We start from the raw sequence: 15,530 nt of genomic DNA, 5'->3' as shown, positions 1-15,530 counted from the left end.
TGGTCTACGTGACCAATGGTGCCCACGTTTACGTGTGGCTTGTTACGTTCAAATTTTGCTTTAGACACGGTTACACCTCTTCCTGTTTCTTAAGTCCTGGGGATCAACCCTTTTTAATGATCGCTTCGGCAATGTTCGAAGGAGCTTCCATATAGCGGGAGAACTCCATCGCATAAGACGCCCGACCCTGCGTAGCTGAACGCAGATCGGTGGCGTAACCGAACATCTCCGACAACGGAACCTCGGCACGGATTGTCTTGCCCGACGGGCCGTCTTCCATACCCTGAACCAGCCCACGGCGGCGGTTAAGGTCGCCAACGACGTCGCCCATGTACTCTTCAGGGGTAACGCACTCAACCTTCATCAGTGGCTCAAGAAGGGCCGGGCTGGCTTCCAGCGCGCCTTTCTTCATAGCCATGGAACCGGCAACCTTGAACGCCATCTCGTTGGAGTCCACGTCGTGGTAGGAACCATCGTACAGCGTGGCTTTAATCCGCAGCAGTGGATAACCGGCCAGACAGCCGTTCTTCATCTGCTCTTCAATACCCTGCTGGACGGCGGGGATGTATTCCTTGGGAACAACACCACCAACGATTTCGTTTACAAAGATGAAGTTTTCGCCATCTTCATCGTCAAGTGGCAGCGGCTCAAGCTTGAGCTTGACGTGACCATACTGACCACGACCACCGGACTGACGTACGAACTTGCCTTCAACATCCACGCTCTTGCGGATGCACTCGCGGTAGGCCACCTGAGGCTTACCGATGTTGGCCTCTACCTTGAATTCGCGACGCATGCGGTCAACGATGATATCCAGGTGAAGCTCACCCATGCCGGAAATGATGGTCTGACCGGATTCTTCGTCGGTCCGGACCTGGAATGAGGGGTCTTCCTGGGCAAGTTTGCCCAACGCAACACCCATCTTTTCCTGGTCGGCCTTGGACTTGGGCTCGACAGCAACAGAAATTACCGGCTCCGGAAATTCCATGCGCTCGAGGATGATCTTGTGGTTCTCGTCGCACAGGGTATCACCGGTGGTGACACTCTTGAGACCGATTGCCGCAGCGATGTCACCCGCCAGCACTTCCTTGATTTCCTGGCGCTCTTTGGAGTGCATCTGAACCATACGGCCCACACGCTCTTTCTTCTGCTTGACCGAGTTATATACGGCGTTACCGGACTCTAGCTTGCCGGAGTAAACGCGGAAGAAGGTCAGCGTGCCAACAAATGGGTCCGTGGCAATTTTGAACGCAAGGGCAGAGAAGGGAGCGTCATCATCAGCCTGACGAATCTCTTCAGTACCGTCCTCGTCGACTTCACCACGGATCGCCTTGACTTCGTCTGGCGCAGGGAGGAATTCGATAACCGAATCCAGAACCGCCTGCACACCCTTGTTCTTGAACGCAGAACCACAGGTTGCCACAACAATTTCGTTGGCAATCGTACGAAGACGAAGCCCTTTCTTGATGTCTTCGATGTTGAGCTCACCCTCTTCCAGGTAGCGCTCCATCAACTCTTCGTTCGCTTCTGCGGCGGCTTCCATCATCTGCTCGCGGTATACGGCGACTTCTTCAACCATGTCTTCAGGAACGTCACGCTGGTCGTAGGTCGCACCGGCGTCGTCTTCGTTCCAGTAGATAGCCTTGTTACGGATCAGGTCTACCAGGCCGGCAAACTCGTCCTCAGAGCCGATTGGCAGCTGAATCGGGACGGCGTTTGCACCCAGACGGTTCTTGATCTGGTCAACAACGCGCAGGAAGTTGGCACCGGCACGGTCCATCTTGTTGACGAACACCATGCGGGGAACTTCGTACTTGTTGGCCTGACGCCATACAGTCTCTGACTGCGGCTCAACACCTGAGGAGCCGCAGAACACCACGACCGCGCCGTCGAGAACACGCAGCGAGCGCTCTACCTCGATGGTGAAGTCAACGTGTCCCGGGGTATCGATGATGTTGATACGGTGCTCGGGATATTGCTTGTCCATGCCCTGCCAGAAACAGGTCGTCGCAGCAGACGTGATGGTAATACCACGCTCCTGCTCCTGCTCCATCCAGTCCATGGTGGCGGCGCCATCGTGAACTTCACCGATTTTGTGGGAAATACCTGTGTAGAACAGGACCCGCTCGGTGGTCGTGGTTTTGCCCGCGTCAACGTGCGCGCAAATACCAATGTTTCTGTATCTCTTGATCGGAGTCTTACGTGCCACTGTTTTAACCTCGGCTGATTAGAAACGGAAGTGAGAGAACGCCTTGTTGGCTTCTGCCATGCGATGAACGTCTTCGCGCTTCTTAACAGCGGAGCCCTTGCTATCAGCCGCATCCAGGATTTCGCCTGCGAGACGCTGAGCCATGGACTTTTCACCACGCTTCCGTGAGTATTCTACGAGCCAGCGCATAGCCAGCGCGTTCTGACGGGAAGGCCGAACTTCAACGGGCACCTGGTAGGTAGCACCACCAACACGACGGGACTTAACCTCAACCATCGGCTGGATGTTTTCCAGGGCCTTTTCGAACATTTCGATCGGCTCTTCCTTGGATTTGTCGGCAACGATATCGAGCGCGCCATAAACAATGCGCTCAGCAACAGCTTTCTTGCCACTTTCCATCACATGGTTGATGAACTTGGCCAGCCGTGCACTGTGAAACTTAGGATCCGGGATAATTTCCCGCTTTGCTGCAACTCTTCTTCTAGGCATCGATAAGCCCTTATCTATTAAAAGGTCTTCAGGAACCCCTGAGATAGCATCAGCTACTCAGCCTTACTCTTACCGCGCTATGTAGCAACGATAAAAGACACCCGCGTGGGACATCAGGACTTGGGTCGTTTTGTACCGTACTTGGAGCGACCCTGCTTACGGTTCTGCACACCCTGGGTGTCCAGTGTTCCGCGAACAGTGTGATAGCGCACACCCGGAAGGTCTTTTACTCGACCACCACGGATAAGCACAACACTGTGCTCCTGAAGGTTGTGACCTTCACCACCAATGTATGAGGAAACCTCGAAGCCGTTGGTCAGGCGAACACGGCACACTTTACGCAGTGCTGAGTTCGGCTTCTTCGGCGTTGTGGTATACACACGTGTGCATACACCACGGCGCTGAGGACAGGCCTGAAGAGCAGGTACATCGCTCTTGGCTGCCTTGCGTTTACGAGGCTTACGCACCAACTGATTAATCGTTGCCATGTAAGCAAACTCCAAAAAATCGTATCAATGAAACTTACCCCCGACACGCGGGGGTAAAATTTGAGGGTCGCAAGTGTAAGCCCGCGCCCCTGAACAGTCAAGATGACTGATCTCTTTTTAACCACCCGCGGCGTACGTAACTACCGGCGGGTGGCTGTGCCGGCCAACTCAGTTTTCGCGGTTGAGCTCGGCACTCAGAGCTTCTTCAACGTCTGCCGCGGTAACGCCCTGCTCTTCCAGATCACGCTTACGCTTGCGCTCGGCGTGATAGGCAAGACCGGTACCGGCCGGGATCAGGCGACCAACGACAACGTTTTCCTTCAGGCCGCGGAGGTAATCCCGCTTGCCGGTAACCGCGCCTTCGGTCAGAACACGCGTGGTCTCCTGGAACGAAGCCGCCGAAATGAAGGACTCGGTTGCCAGCGATGCCTTGGTGATACCCAGCAACAGGCGATCACACCTTGCCGGTTCCTTATCGGCCGCTTCCGCTTTCTCGTTCTCTTCCATGAACTGGGTGATTTCAACCTGATCACCACCCAGCAGGCCGGTATCACCGGCGTCGGTAATCTCGACCTTGCGCAGCATCTGTCGAACGATAACCTCGATGTGTTTATCGTTGATGACAACGCCCTGCAGGCGATAGACGTCCTGGATTTCGTTGGTGATGTACTTCGCCAACGCTACCACGCCCAGCAGGCGCAGAATGTCATGCGGGTTGGACGGGCCATCGGAGATCACCTCACCCTTCTCGACCGTCTCACCCTCAAACACGTTCATCTGACGGTGCTTCGGAATCAGAACCTCATACGGGTCTGAATCCTTCGGCGTGATCACTAGGCGCTTCTTGCCCTTGGTCTCTTTGCCGAATGAAACCACACCACTGACTTCCGCCAGGATTGAGGATTCTTTCGGGCGACGGGCCTCGAACAGGTCGGCAACCCGTGGCAGACCACCGGTAATGTCCCTGGTCTTCGAGCTTTCCTGCGGGATACGTGCAACCACATCACCCAGTTCGACCCTGGCACCGTTGGCCATGGTCACCAGCGCATTGGCTGGCAGGAAGAAGATTGCGGTACCACCACCGGGCAACTCAACGTCGTTACCCTGCTCGTCAATCAGCTGGATGGCAGGACGGATGTCCTTACCGGCCGCCGGGCGCTCCTTGGGATCGATCACTTCCATCGTGGACAGACCCGTCAGCTCGTCTGTCTGGGTGCGCACTGTGATGCCCTGGTCCATGTTGACGAACCGGACCGTACCTTCCGCCTCAGCGATGATCGGGTGAGTGTGCGGATCCCACTTGGCAACCGCCACACCGGCTTCTACGGTATCGCCATGCTTGACCGATAGCACAGCACCATAAGGCAGCTTGTACCACTCCCGCTCACGACCCTGCTCATCGGCAATCGCCAGCGCAGAAGAACGTGAAACCACAACAAGGCTACCGTCACTCTTCTCGATGGACTTCAGGTTGTGCAGACGAACGGTGCCGCCATGCTTGACCTGAATGTTGTCGACCGCAGACGCCCGGCTTGCCGCACCACCAATGTGGAAGGTACGCATGGTCAGCTGGGTGCCCGGTTCACCGATGGATTGTGCCGCGATAACACCAACGGCCTCACCAACGTTGACCTGGTGGCCCCGCGCAAGATCGCGACCATAGCACTTCGAGCAGATACCGTGACGGGTCTCACAGGTTATCGCAGAGCGAACCCAGACTTCGTCCACACCGGCGCGCTCGAGTGATTCAACGGCCTTCTCATCCAGCAACACGCCTGCCTCGACTACCGCATTGTCCTTGTCGGTAGGCGTGAAGGCTGCACGGGCAGTCACACGGCCGAGGACGCGGTCACCCAAGGGTACGACCACGTCGCCACCCTCGATGTGCGGCGTCATCAGCAGGCCTTCCTCGGTACCACAGTCTTCCATGGTAACGACCAGGTCCTGGGATACGTCGACAAGACGGCGCGTCAGGTAACCGGAGTTCGCAGTCTTCAGCGCCGTATCCGCCAGACCCTTACGGGCACCGTGGGTAGAGATGAAGTACTGGAGTACGTTCAGGCCTTCACGGAAGTTGGCAGTGATCGGCGTTTCGATGATCGAGCCATCCGGCTTCGCCATCAAACCACGCATACCTGCCAGCTGACGGATCTGGGCGGGGGAACCCCGGGCGCCAGAGTCGGCCATCATGTAGACGGAGTTGAACGACTCCTGCATGAGATCTTCGCCGTTTTCACCCTTCACGGCCTTGCCGTCAGGACCGATTACCTGTTCCTGGGACAGCCTGTCCATCATCGCCTTGGACACTTTGTCGTTGGCGCGGGACCAGATATCGATAACCTTGTTGTACTTCTCGCCCTGGGTCAGCAGACCGGACGCGTACTGGGTTTCGATATCTTTGACTTCCTCGGAAGCGGCATCCACCAGCTCGTATTTCTCCGGCGGAATCTCGAAATCGTTGAAGCCGATGGAGATGCCGGAGACCGTTGCATAGTGGTAACCCATGTACATGATCTGGTCGGCAAAGATAACCGTTTCCTTCAGACCGGCGTCACGGTAGCAGGTGTTGATCAGATTGGAGATCGCCTTCTTGACCATGGGCTTGTTGACCAGGTCATAGGACAAACCGTCCGGCACGATATCAAACAACAGGGCGCGGCCAACCGTGGTATCGACTATCTTGTATTCTTCGGTACGCTCACCGTCTTCCTGGATCGTCACTTCCTTCACGCGCACCTTGACGATGGCCTGAAGGTCGACCTTGCCGGCACCATAGGCGCGATGAGCTTCTTTGACGTCGGCGAACACCATGCCTTCGCCCGGCGCGCTCTTGCGCTCACGGGTCATGTAGTACAGGCCGAGTACCACGTCCTGGGACGGTACGATGATCGGCTCGCCGTTGGCAGGCGACAGCACGTTGTTGGTGGACATCATCAGCGCACGGGCTTCGAGCTGCGCTTCCAGGGTCAGCGGTACGTGTACCGCCATCTGGTCACCGTCAAAGTCGGCGTTGTAGGCCGCACACACCAGCGGGTGCAGCTGGATCGCCTTACCTTCGATCAGCACCGGCTCGAACGCCTGGATACCCAGACGGTGAAGAGTCGGGGCACGGTTCAGCATGATCGGATGCTCGCGGATGACTTCGTCCAGGATATCCCAGACCACGCCCTCCTCGCGTTCGACCATCTTCTTGGCGGCCTTGATGGTGGTCGCCAGGCCACGGTGCTCAAGCTTGGAGAAAATAAACGGCTTGAACAGTTCCAGCGCCATCTTCTTGGGCAGACCACACTGGTGCAGGCGCAGATAAGGACCGACCACGATCACCGAACGACCGGAGTAGTCCACACGCTTACCGAGCAGGTTCTGACGGAAGCGACCCTGCTTGCCCTTGATCATGTCGGCCAGGGACTTCAGCGGGCGCTTGTTGGTGCCGGTAATGGCGCGGCCACGACGACCATTGTCCAGCAACGCATCCACGGCTTCCTGCAGCATGCGCTTTTCGTTGCGCACGATGATATCCGGAGCATTCAGCTCCAGCAGGCGCTTCAGGCGGTTATTCCTGTTGATCACCCGGCGATACAGGTCGTTAAGGTCGGACGTTGCAAACCGCCCACCATCCAGCGGCACCAGCGGGCGCAGGTCCGGCGGCAGAACCGGCAGCACGGACATGACCATGTCCCCGGGCTTGTTGCCGGAGTACAGGAAGGCCTCAAGAATCTTCAGGCGCTTGCTGAACTTCTTGATCTTGGTTTCGGAATTGGTCTGGGGTATTTCTTCCCGCAGGGTTTCAACTTCCGCCTGCAGATCAATACCTTCCAGCAGCTCCTGGACAGCTTCGGCACCCATGCGGGCGTCGAATTCGTCACCGAACTCTTCCAGGGCCTCGTAATACTGCTCATCGTTCAGCAGCTGCCCTTTCTCCAGGGTTGTCATCCCCGGCTCGATCACGATAAACGATTCGAAATAGAGCACCCGCTCGATATCGCGCAGAGTCATGTCCAGCATCAGACCGATGCGGGACGGCAGTGATTTCAGGAACCAGATATGGGCAACCGGGCTCGCAAGCTCAATGTGCCCCATGCGCTCACGGCGCACGCTGGCCAGTGCCACTTCCACACCGCACTTCTCGCAGATGACACCACGGTGCTTGAGGCGCTTGTACTTGCCGCACAGGCACTCGTAATCCTTGATCGGGCCGAAGATCTTGGCACAGAAAAGACCGTCACGTTCAGGCTTGAACGTACGGTAGTTGATGGTCTCAGGCTTTTTGACCTCACCAAAAGACCATGAACGGATCATGTCAGGCGACGCCAGGCCAATACGGATGGCGTCAAAATCCTGCTTTTGGTTCTGGTTTTTGAGAAGATTCAGCAAATCTTTCATCAGTAACAGCTCCGGATGGCGTTATTCTCGGGCGGGTACCGACCGGTACCCGCTCACGCTGCCAAAAACAATTCGGCTCAGTCGGATTCCAGCTCGATGTCGATACCCAGCGAGCGGATCTCCTTGACCAGAACATTGAAGGACTCGGGCATGCCCGGCTCCATACGATGGTCTCCATCGACAATGTTCTTGTACATCTTGGTCCGACCATTCACATCATCAGACTTCACGGTAAGCATTTCCTGCAACGTATACGCTGCACCGTAAGCCTCGAGGGCCCACACTTCCATCTCACCGAAGCGCTGACCACCGAACTGCGCCTTACCACCCAGCGGCTGCTGGGTAACCAGGCTGTACGAACCGGTGGAACGAGCGTGCATCTTGTCGTCGATCAGGTGGTTCAGCTTGAGGATGTACATATAGCCAACCGTTACCGGACGATCGAACTCGTCACCGGTACGGCCGTCATACAATACCGTCTGGCCAGTCGTACTCAGACCTGCCAGTTCAAGCATGCGCTTGACCTCAGCTTCCTTGGCACCGTCGAATACCGGCGTTGCCATGGGGACACCTGCGCGCAGGTTGTTGGCCAGCGCCAGGATCTCTTTGTCACTCAGCGAATCCAGGTCGACTTGTGTGACCTCGTCAGAGTGGTTATAGATCTCATCCAGCAGGCTGCGCAGTTCAGCGATCTTCCGCTGTTCGTCCAGCATCCGGCTGATGCGCTCACCCAAGCCCTTGGCGGCGGCACCCAGGTGGGTCTCAAGAACCTGGCCGACGTTCATCCGCGACGGAACACCCAGCGGGTTCAGCACGATGTCAACGGTATTGCCGAACTCATCGTACGGCATGTCCTCGATCGGCATAACCGCTGAGATAACACCCTTGTTACCGTGGCGGCCGGCCATCTTGTCACCCGGCTGAATCCGACGTTTGATTGCGAGGTATACCTTGACGATCTTGAGAACACCGGGAGCAAGGTCATCGCCCTGCTGAAGCTTGCCTTTCTTGTCGTCAAAGCGCGCTTCGTGTTCCTTCTTGCGATCTTCGAGGCCCTGCTCGGATTTCTCCAGCAGCTCGTTCAGCGTCTCGTCCTTCATCCGCAGCTTGAACCAGTCGTCCCGCGACAGCTCTGCCAGGTAGGATTCGTCCAGCTTGGCACCTTTTTTCAGGCCCGGACCGCTGATGACTTCCTGCCCCTTGAGGGCATTGGTCAGACGTTCGAAGGTCGCTCCCTCAACAATGCGGTACTCATCCTTCAGATCCTTGCGGTACTCGTCCAGCTGTTCTTTCTCGATGGCCTGGGCACGGGTGTCTTTCTCGATGCCGTCACGGGTAAAGACCTGAACGTCAATAACCGTACCACGGGTGCCTGTGGGCACACGTGAGGACGTATCCTTAACGTCCGAGGCCTTCTCACCGAAGATAGCCCTCAGCAACTTCTCCTCCGGCGTCAGCTGGGTTTCACCCTTGGGCGTTACCTTGCCGACCAGAATGTCACCGGCGCCGACTTCCGCGCCAATATAAACGATACCGGACTCGTCCAGCTTCGACAGTGCACTCTCACCGACGTTCGGGATGTCCGCGGTGATTTCCTCACTGCCCAACTTGGTATCCCGGGCCACACAGGTCAATTCCTGGATGTGGATGGTGGTCAGGCGATCTTCCTGAACCACTTTCTCGGAAATGAGGATGGAGTCCTCGAAGTTGTAGCCGTTCCAGGGCATGAATGCGATACGCATGTTCTGGCCCAGAGCCAGCTCACCCAGATCCACGGATGGACCGTCAGCGAGCACGTCGCCACGGGCAATTTCGTCACCCTGGCTGACAATGGAGCGCTGGTTGATACAGGTGTTCTGGTTTGACCGCGTGTACTTGGTGAGGTTGTAGATATCCACACCAGCATCACCGGCTTCCGTCTCGCCGTCGTTAACACGAACCACGATGCGGGCCGCATCCACACTCTCGATCACACCACCACGACGGGCCGTTACACAGACACCGGAGTCCTGCGCCACGGTACGCTCAACGCCGGTACCGACCAGCGGCACCTCTGAGCGCAGGGTCGGGACCGCCTGACGCTGCATGTTGGAGCCCATCAGTGCACGGTTGGCGTCATCATGCTCCAGGAACGGGATCAGCGATGCGGCCACAGAAACCACCTGCCGCGGAGACACGTCCATGAAGTTGACGTTCTCCGGCGGTGTAACGGTAAACTCGTTCTGGTGGCGAACTGTTACCAGCTCATCCGACAGCCGCTTGTTTTCGTCCATCGCGGCGCTGGCCTGGGCGATGATGTAGTTGCTCTCTTCAATTGCGGAGAGATACACCACCTCGTCAGTAACCAGCCCGTCAATGACTTTCCGATACGGGCTCTCAAGGAAACCGTAGGAGTTGGAACGGGCGTAGGTGGCCAGCGAGTTGATCAGACCGATGTTCGGACCTTCCGGGGTTTCGATAGGACATACACGACCGTAGTGAGTCGGGTGTACGTCACGAACCTCGAAACCGGCGCGCTCACGGGTAAGACCACCAGGACCAAGAGCCGATATACGGCGCTTGTGAGTCACTTCCGACAGCGGGTTGTTCTGGTCCATGAACTGGGACAGCTGGCTGGAACCGAAGAACTCTTTCACCGCCGCAGCAACCGGCTTGGCGTTGATCAGGTCCTGAGGCATCAGGCCTTCGCTTTCTGCCAGGCTCAAGCGCTCGCGGACCGCACGCTCAACGCGCACCAGGCCGACACGGAACTGGTTCTCCGCCATCTCGCCCACACAACGGACGCGACGGTTGCCCAGGTTATCAATGTCGTCCACGATGCCCTGACCGTTACGGATATCAATCAGCGTCTTGAGAACGTCAATGATATCGTCATGGGTAAGCGTACCCTCACCGGTGCTTTCTTCCCGGCGCAGGCGCCGGTTCAGCTTCATACGGCCCACAGAAGACAGGTCATACCGTTCTTCCGAGAAGAACAGGTTGTTGAACAGGTTCTCTGCCGATTCCTTGGTGGGCGGCTCGCCCGGACGCATCATGCGGTAGATCTCAACCAGCGCCTCGAGAGGCGTGCGGGTCGGGTCTATGCGCAGCGTATCCGACATGAACGGACCACAGTCCAGATCGTTGGTGTACAGGGTTTCAATCTCTTTAACACCGGCATCCAGGATCTTGGTAACGACTTCTTCGGTGAGCTCGGTATTACACTCAACCAGCACCTCACCGGACTTGGTATCCACCATGTCCTTGGCCAGGACGCGACCGTATAGGTACTCCGTCGGAACTTCCAGCTCGGTCAGGCCCGCTTTTTCAAGCTGCTTGATGTGACGAGCGGTAATCCGGCGACCTTCCTCAACGATAACAGTGCCTTTCTTGTCCTTGATATCGAAGGTTGCGATATCACCGCGCAGGCGGCTGGGAACCAGCTCCAGCTTGCATACTTCCGGGCCGATACTGAACTTACTGGTATCGAAGAACATCTCCAGCATCTGCTCGGAGTTATACCCCAGAGCACGCAGGAGGATAGACGCAGGCAGCTTCCGGCGACGGTCGATACGGACAAACACCGAATCCTTGGCATCGAACTCAAAGTCCAGCCAGGAACCACGGTAGGGTATTACCCGCGCCGAATACAGCAGCTTGCCTGACGAGTGGGTCTTGCCCTTATCATGATCGAAGAACACACCCGGTGAGCGGTGGAGCTGGGAAACGATAACCCGCTCGGTGCCGTTGATAACGAAGGTACCGTTCTCGGTCATCAAGGGCATTTCGCCCATGTAGACTTCCTGCTCTTTAATATCCTTGATCGCCTTGTTGGACGATTCCTTATCATAAATGATAAGTCTTACTTTAACCCGCAGCGGTGCTGCGTAGGTTACGCCCCTAAGCTGGCATTCCTTGACGTCAAATACCGGCTCGCCGATGCGGTAACTCACGTATTCGAGTGCGGCGTTGCCAGAATAACTGACAATCGGGAATACGGATTTGAATGCTGCGTGGAGACCGGTTTCCCGACGATTTTCGGGTGCGGCTTCACTTTGGAGGAAGTCCCGGAACGAATCCAGCTGTATAGACAGCAAATAGGGAACATCCATCACGGACGGCAATTTACTAAAATCTTTGCGAATCCGCTTTTTCTCAGTATAGGAGTAAGTCATCTGCATTCCCCAGCTTTAGACCTGATACCTGGTATCAAGAAGCAACCATTTTCATGCTTCGGGGCCGAATTGCTCGGCTTACTGCGCCGTCTTGAACAAGACTCTCGCTGTAGGTTATAGATTCTGACAGCACCACAAGATCGGCGTTCAGAGTCTATAGCGTATACAACAGAAAAAGGCCGGTGGCACACGGCCACCAGCCTGTCCATGCTTAACGCACGGTTTCGATCAACAGCCAACTCTTACTTAAGCTCAACAGAAGCGCCTGCTTCCTCAAGCTTCTTCTTGGCTGCTTCAGCGTCGTCTTTGCTCGCTGCTTCCTTGATCACGGAAGGAGCGCTGTCGACCATTTCCTTGGCTTCTTTCAGACCCAGGCCGGTCAGTTCACGAACGGCCTTGATGACGTTTACTTTCTTCTCACCAGGACCGGTAAGAACAACGTCAAACTCGGTCTGCTCTTCAACAGCAGCAGCTTCGCCGGCAGCGGCCGGAGCAGCGGCTACTGCTGCAGCAGCAGATACGCCAAATTTTTCTTCCATTGCCTCAACCAGCGCAACAACGTCCATTACGCTCATTTCAGCAATTGCGTTCAAAATGTCTTCGTTAGACAGAGCCATGACTTTCTCCCAAAAATATAAAAATGGTGTTCAACAGAATCAAGCAGCTTCTTGCTTCTGGTCTCGAACTGCCGCTACTGCACGGGTCACTTTCGTTGGAACTTCGTTCAGTGTCCGCGCGAGCTTGGTGATTGGTGCCTGTGTTACTGCGGCCAGCATCGTCAACGCCTCGTGGCGTGTCGGAAGCTTGGCAAGGCGATCGATCTGGTCTGCGCCCATCAGCTCACCGCCGACGGCCAGGCCCTTGATCTCGAATGCCTCTTTCTCTTTGGCGAAATCCTTCAGCAGGCGTGCAGCCGCACCCGGATCTTCCATTGAGAACGCCAGAATTGTCGGGCCGACCAGTGCCTCATCAATGCACTCGAACTCGGTACCGCGGATCGCGATCTTCGCCAGGTTGTTACGAACAACCTTCAGAAGAACGTTCTCGGCACGGGCCTTTGCTCGCAGCGCCGTCATGTCACCGGAAGTGACACCACGGTAGTCGGCCATAACAACAGACAGAGCACCACCGGCAGTCTCGTTGACTTCAGCGACGATCGCTTTCTTGTCTTCGAGTCTAATTGCCACTGGATTTCTCCTCGATTTCGCCGGGGATATCCCGGCAAACCCACATATACCCCTCACGGGGCTCCTAACGGTGTTTGGGTTCAGAGAGAACGTCTTCACACCGTCTGCGCAGGCGTTGCTTTAACCCGTATAGCCGCTTTCCCGCAGGAAAGCGTGCTTCAGGGGCCTGCGGTCTTTGACAGCCTTGGCTTCCGCCTAGACTACAAAGTAACTACCGCCAGGTGCTCAGATATTCAGAGCGCTCTGGTCGATAGTCAGACCAGGACCCATCGTCGACGACAGGGTTACCTTCTTGAGGTAAACACCTTTCGAGGAAGACGGCTTGGCCTTTTTCAAGTCTGCGATGAGAGCTTCAAGGTTTTCCTTGATGTTCTGCGCAGAGAATTCCACGTTACCCATGGGAGCATGGATAATACCGTTCTTGTCTGTACGGTAGCGTACCTGACCTGCCTTGGCGTTCTTTACGGCAGTCTCCACGTCCGGGGTAACAGTGCCGACTTTCGGGTTCGGCATCAGGCCACGGGGACCGAGAATCTGGCCCAGCTGACCTACAACACGCATGGCGTCCGGAGTGGCGATAACCACGTCGAAATCCATGTTGCCTTTTTTGACTTCCTCGGCCAGGTCATCCATACCGACGATATCGGCACCGGCGGCGGTCGCCTTATCGGCGTTGGCGCCCTGGGTAAATACTGCTACACGAACGGTCTTACCGGTACCGTGGGGCAGAACTGTGCTGCTACGTACAACCTGATCGGATTTACGAGCGTCGACGCCAAGATTTACGGCAACATCGACGGATTCCTTGAACTTGACGGTCTCGCCCAGTTCAACCAGCAATGATACCGCCTCATCAATCGAGTAGGCACGAGTGGAATCCACTTTTTCACGAATCTGCTTCTGACGCTTGCTAAGCTTTGCCATGTTACAGGCCCTCCACGTTCAGGCCCATGCTACGGGCAGTTCCGGCAATGGTACGTACCGCAGCATCCATATCGGCTGCAGTCAGATCCGGCTCTTTGGTCTTGGCAATTTCTTCCAGCTGGTCACGAGTGACAGTACCAACCTTCTCGGTATTCGGACGACCAGAGCCGCTCTTGATACCGGCTGCTTTCTTCAGCAGAACCGGCGCCGGCGGAGTCTTGGTAATAAAGGTAAAGCTGCGATCGCTGTAAACGGTAATTACCGTCGGGATCGGCAGGCCCGGTTCCATATCCTGGGTCTGCGCGTTAAACGCTTTGCAAAACTCCATGATATTTACACCGCGCTGACCCAATGCGGGGCCAACGGGGGGACTCGGGTTGGCCTTGCCGGCAGCAACCTGAAGCTTGATATAAGCGTCAATTTTCTTAGCCATGAATTCTCTCCTGTGGGTTCCAGCGCCTTTCGGCTCCCCTGTTTTTACAACTGCCAGTAGCAGACACAAAAAGCCCGCGTCGCCATAGCGCGCGAGCTCTCAGCATGTAAGGCTGCCGATCAGTCTTTTTCGACCTGCCCGAACTCCAGCTCTACCGGAGTTGAACGACCGAAAATCAGTACGGCAACCTTGACCCGACTCTTGTCGTAGTCAACTTCCTCAACAACGCCATTGAAGTCTGCAAACGGACCTTCAGTGACGCGAACAACTTCACCCGGCTCAAACAGGGTCTTCGGTTTAGGCTTGTCTGCGCCACTTTCCACGCGACGAAGAATAGCATCAGCCTCTTTCTCGGTAATCGGAGCCGGCTTATCCTTGGTACCACCGATGAAACCAAGAACTTTGGGCGTGTTCTTTACCAGGTGCCAGGTGCCGTCGTCCATTTCCATCTGCACCAGGACGTAGCCGGGATAAAACTTGCGCTCACTCTTGCGCTTTTTCCCGTCACGCATCTCTACAACTTCTTCAGTCGGCACCAGAATCTCGCCGAACTTTTCTTCCATGCCGTCGAGAGAGACACGCTCCCTGAGAGTGCGCATTACCTGCTTTTCGAAGCCAGAATACGCATGAACCACGTACCAGCGCTTAGCCATTGCCCACTCCTGTTACCCGATAACTCCGGAGACCAGCCAGCTGATCAACGAATCCATACCCCACAACATCAACGCCACAACCAACACAAACACAACAACAATGGCTGTGGTCTGGATCAGCTCCGGCCTGGTGGGCCATACGACCTTCCGGATTTCAACCCTGGCTTCCTTGAGCAAAGTCGCAAAACGGCGACCACGCTCGGTTTGGAGCGCCACAAAAGCGGCGACCAGAGCAAGAGCTACGAGAGCCAGCACCCGATACAGCAGTGACTCGGCACTAAAATACTGATTACCAACAACACCGATGGCAATCAGGACAAAAACAACCAGCCACTTTACTGCATCGAAGCCACTGGTCGAACGATCGGCTTTTGACTCCATAGGAATCAGCTTATGTATCCGGATGTTAAAAAATGGCAGGCCAGGAGGGAATCGAACCCCCAACCTGCGGTTTTGGAGACCGCTGCTCTGCCAATTGAGCTACTGGCCTGCACCGAAACAACTCAGCGCACTTACTTCGAGTTCTTGCTCAAAAAAGAGCAATTACTCGATGATCTTTGAGACCACACCGGCACCAACGGTACGGCCGCCTTCACGAATCGCGAAGCGC

The 15,530-nt window shown here is 56.0% G+C and carries 12 protein-coding genes, 1 tRNA gene and 1 pseudogene; all 14 read right to left on the bottom strand.

Features of this window, described 5'->3' with window-relative positions:
- Window positions 1-68: pseudogene (locus DIT71_RS18285) on the bottom strand (GTP-binding protein); the annotation flags it as partial.
- A 35-nt stretch (window positions 69-103) separates the two neighbouring features.
- A complete protein-coding gene (gene fusA, locus DIT71_RS17345; protein WP_114614493.1) occupies window positions 104-2,209 on the bottom strand; it encodes an elongation factor G in 2,106 nt (701 codons plus the stop codon).
- An 18-nt stretch (window positions 2,210-2,227) separates the two neighbouring features.
- Window positions 2,228-2,698 carry a 30S ribosomal protein S7 gene (gene rpsG, locus DIT71_RS17340; protein WP_114614492.1) on the bottom strand — a complete coding sequence of 157 codons (471 nt, stop codon included), beginning with the start codon at window positions 2,696-2,698 and terminating at the stop codon, window positions 2,228-2,230.
- Between the two features lie 113 nt (window positions 2,699-2,811).
- The gene (gene rpsL / locus DIT71_RS17335) at window positions 2,812-3,186 is read right to left on the bottom strand and encodes a 30S ribosomal protein S12 (RefSeq protein WP_114614491.1); all 375 of its coding nucleotides are present in this window, start codon (window positions 3,184-3,186) and stop codon (window positions 2,812-2,814) included.
- Between the two features lie 168 nt (window positions 3,187-3,354).
- Window positions 3,355-7,569 (bottom strand): DNA-directed RNA polymerase subunit beta', encoded by a 4,215-nt coding sequence (gene rpoC, locus DIT71_RS17330; RefSeq protein WP_114614490.1) that lies wholly within the window; start codon window positions 7,567-7,569, stop codon window positions 3,355-3,357.
- A gap of 77 nt (window positions 7,570-7,646) precedes the next feature.
- Window positions 7,647-11,723 carry a DNA-directed RNA polymerase subunit beta gene (gene rpoB, locus DIT71_RS17325; RefSeq protein ID WP_114614494.1) on the bottom strand — a complete coding sequence of 1,359 codons (4,077 nt, stop codon included), beginning with the start codon at window positions 11,721-11,723 and terminating at the stop codon, window positions 7,647-7,649.
- Between the two features lie 242 nt (window positions 11,724-11,965).
- The gene (gene rplL / locus DIT71_RS17320) at window positions 11,966-12,340 is read right to left on the bottom strand and encodes a 50S ribosomal protein L7/L12 (RefSeq protein WP_114614489.1); all 375 of its coding nucleotides are present in this window, start codon (window positions 12,338-12,340) and stop codon (window positions 11,966-11,968) included.
- A 39-nt stretch (window positions 12,341-12,379) separates the two neighbouring features.
- On the bottom strand, window positions 12,380-12,910 hold the full coding sequence (gene rplJ, locus DIT71_RS17315) for a 50S ribosomal protein L10 (protein WP_027830874.1): 531 nt from the start codon (window positions 12,908-12,910) through the stop codon (window positions 12,380-12,382).
- 225 nt (window positions 12,911-13,135) lie between these two features.
- Window positions 13,136-13,834 (bottom strand): 50S ribosomal protein L1, encoded by a 699-nt coding sequence (rplA, locus tag DIT71_RS17310; protein WP_114614488.1) that lies wholly within the window; start codon window positions 13,832-13,834, stop codon window positions 13,136-13,138.
- A gap of 1 nt (window position 13,835) precedes the next feature.
- Window positions 13,836-14,267, bottom strand: a complete 432-nt coding sequence (rplK, locus tag DIT71_RS17305; protein ID WP_114614487.1) for a 50S ribosomal protein L11 — start codon at window positions 14,265-14,267, stop codon at window positions 13,836-13,838.
- Window positions 14,268-14,386: 119 nt separating this feature from the next.
- Complete coding sequence (gene nusG, locus DIT71_RS17300; RefSeq protein WP_114614486.1) at window positions 14,387-14,920, bottom strand: transcription termination/antitermination protein NusG; 534 nt, start codon at window positions 14,918-14,920, stop codon at window positions 14,387-14,389.
- 12 nt (window positions 14,921-14,932) lie between these two features.
- The gene (gene secE, locus DIT71_RS17295; RefSeq protein ID WP_027830870.1) at window positions 14,933-15,301 is read right to left on the bottom strand and encodes a preprotein translocase subunit SecE; all 369 of its coding nucleotides are present in this window, start codon (window positions 15,299-15,301) and stop codon (window positions 14,933-14,935) included.
- Window positions 15,302-15,334: 33 nt separating this feature from the next.
- A tRNA-Trp gene (locus DIT71_RS17290) sits at window positions 15,335-15,410 on the bottom strand.
- Between the two features lie 53 nt (window positions 15,411-15,463).
- A partial coding sequence (locus tag DIT71_RS17285; RefSeq protein ID WP_199491037.1) for an EF-Tu C-terminal domain-related protein occupies window positions 15,464-15,530 on the bottom strand: 67 nt, incomplete at its 5' end.

The sequence above is a fragment of the Marinobacter vulgaris genome, from assembly GCF_003344045.1.
Taxonomy (GTDB): domain Bacteria; phylum Pseudomonadota; class Gammaproteobacteria; order Pseudomonadales; family Oleiphilaceae; genus Marinobacter; species Marinobacter vulgaris.
This window is presented reverse-complemented; position numbering and strand designations above follow the sequence as displayed.

Bases quoted from the DNA above. Each gene is read 5' to 3' on its own strand.
- rpsG (WP_114614492.1), bottom strand. From the start codon at position 2,698: ATGCCTAGAAGAAGAGTTGCAGCAAAGCGGGAAATTATCCCGGATCCT.
- rpsL (WP_114614491.1), bottom strand. From the start codon at position 3,186: ATGGCAACGATTAATCAGTTGGTGCGTAAGCCTCGTAAACGCAAGGCA.
- rpoC (WP_114614490.1), bottom strand. From the start codon at position 7,569: ATGAAAGATTTGCTGAATCTTCTCAAAAACCAGAACCAAAAGCAGGAT.
- rpoB (WP_114614494.1), bottom strand. From the start codon at position 11,723: ATGACTTACTCCTATACTGAGAAAAAGCGGATTCGCAAAGATTTTAGT.
- rplL (WP_114614489.1), bottom strand. From the start codon at position 12,340: ATGGCTCTGTCTAACGAAGACATTTTGAACGCAATTGCTGAAATGAGC.
- rplA (WP_114614488.1), bottom strand. From the start codon at position 13,834: ATGGCAAAGCTTAGCAAGCGTCAGAAGCAGATTCGTGAAAAAGTGGAT.
- rplK (WP_114614487.1), bottom strand. From the start codon at position 14,267: ATGGCTAAGAAAATTGACGCTTATATCAAGCTTCAGGTTGCTGCCGGC.
- nusG (WP_114614486.1), bottom strand. From the start codon at position 14,920: ATGGCTAAGCGCTGGTACGTGGTTCATGCGTATTCTGGCTTCGAAAAG.
- secE (WP_027830870.1), bottom strand. From the start codon at position 15,301: ATGGAGTCAAAAGCCGATCGTTCGACCAGTGGCTTCGATGCAGTAAAG.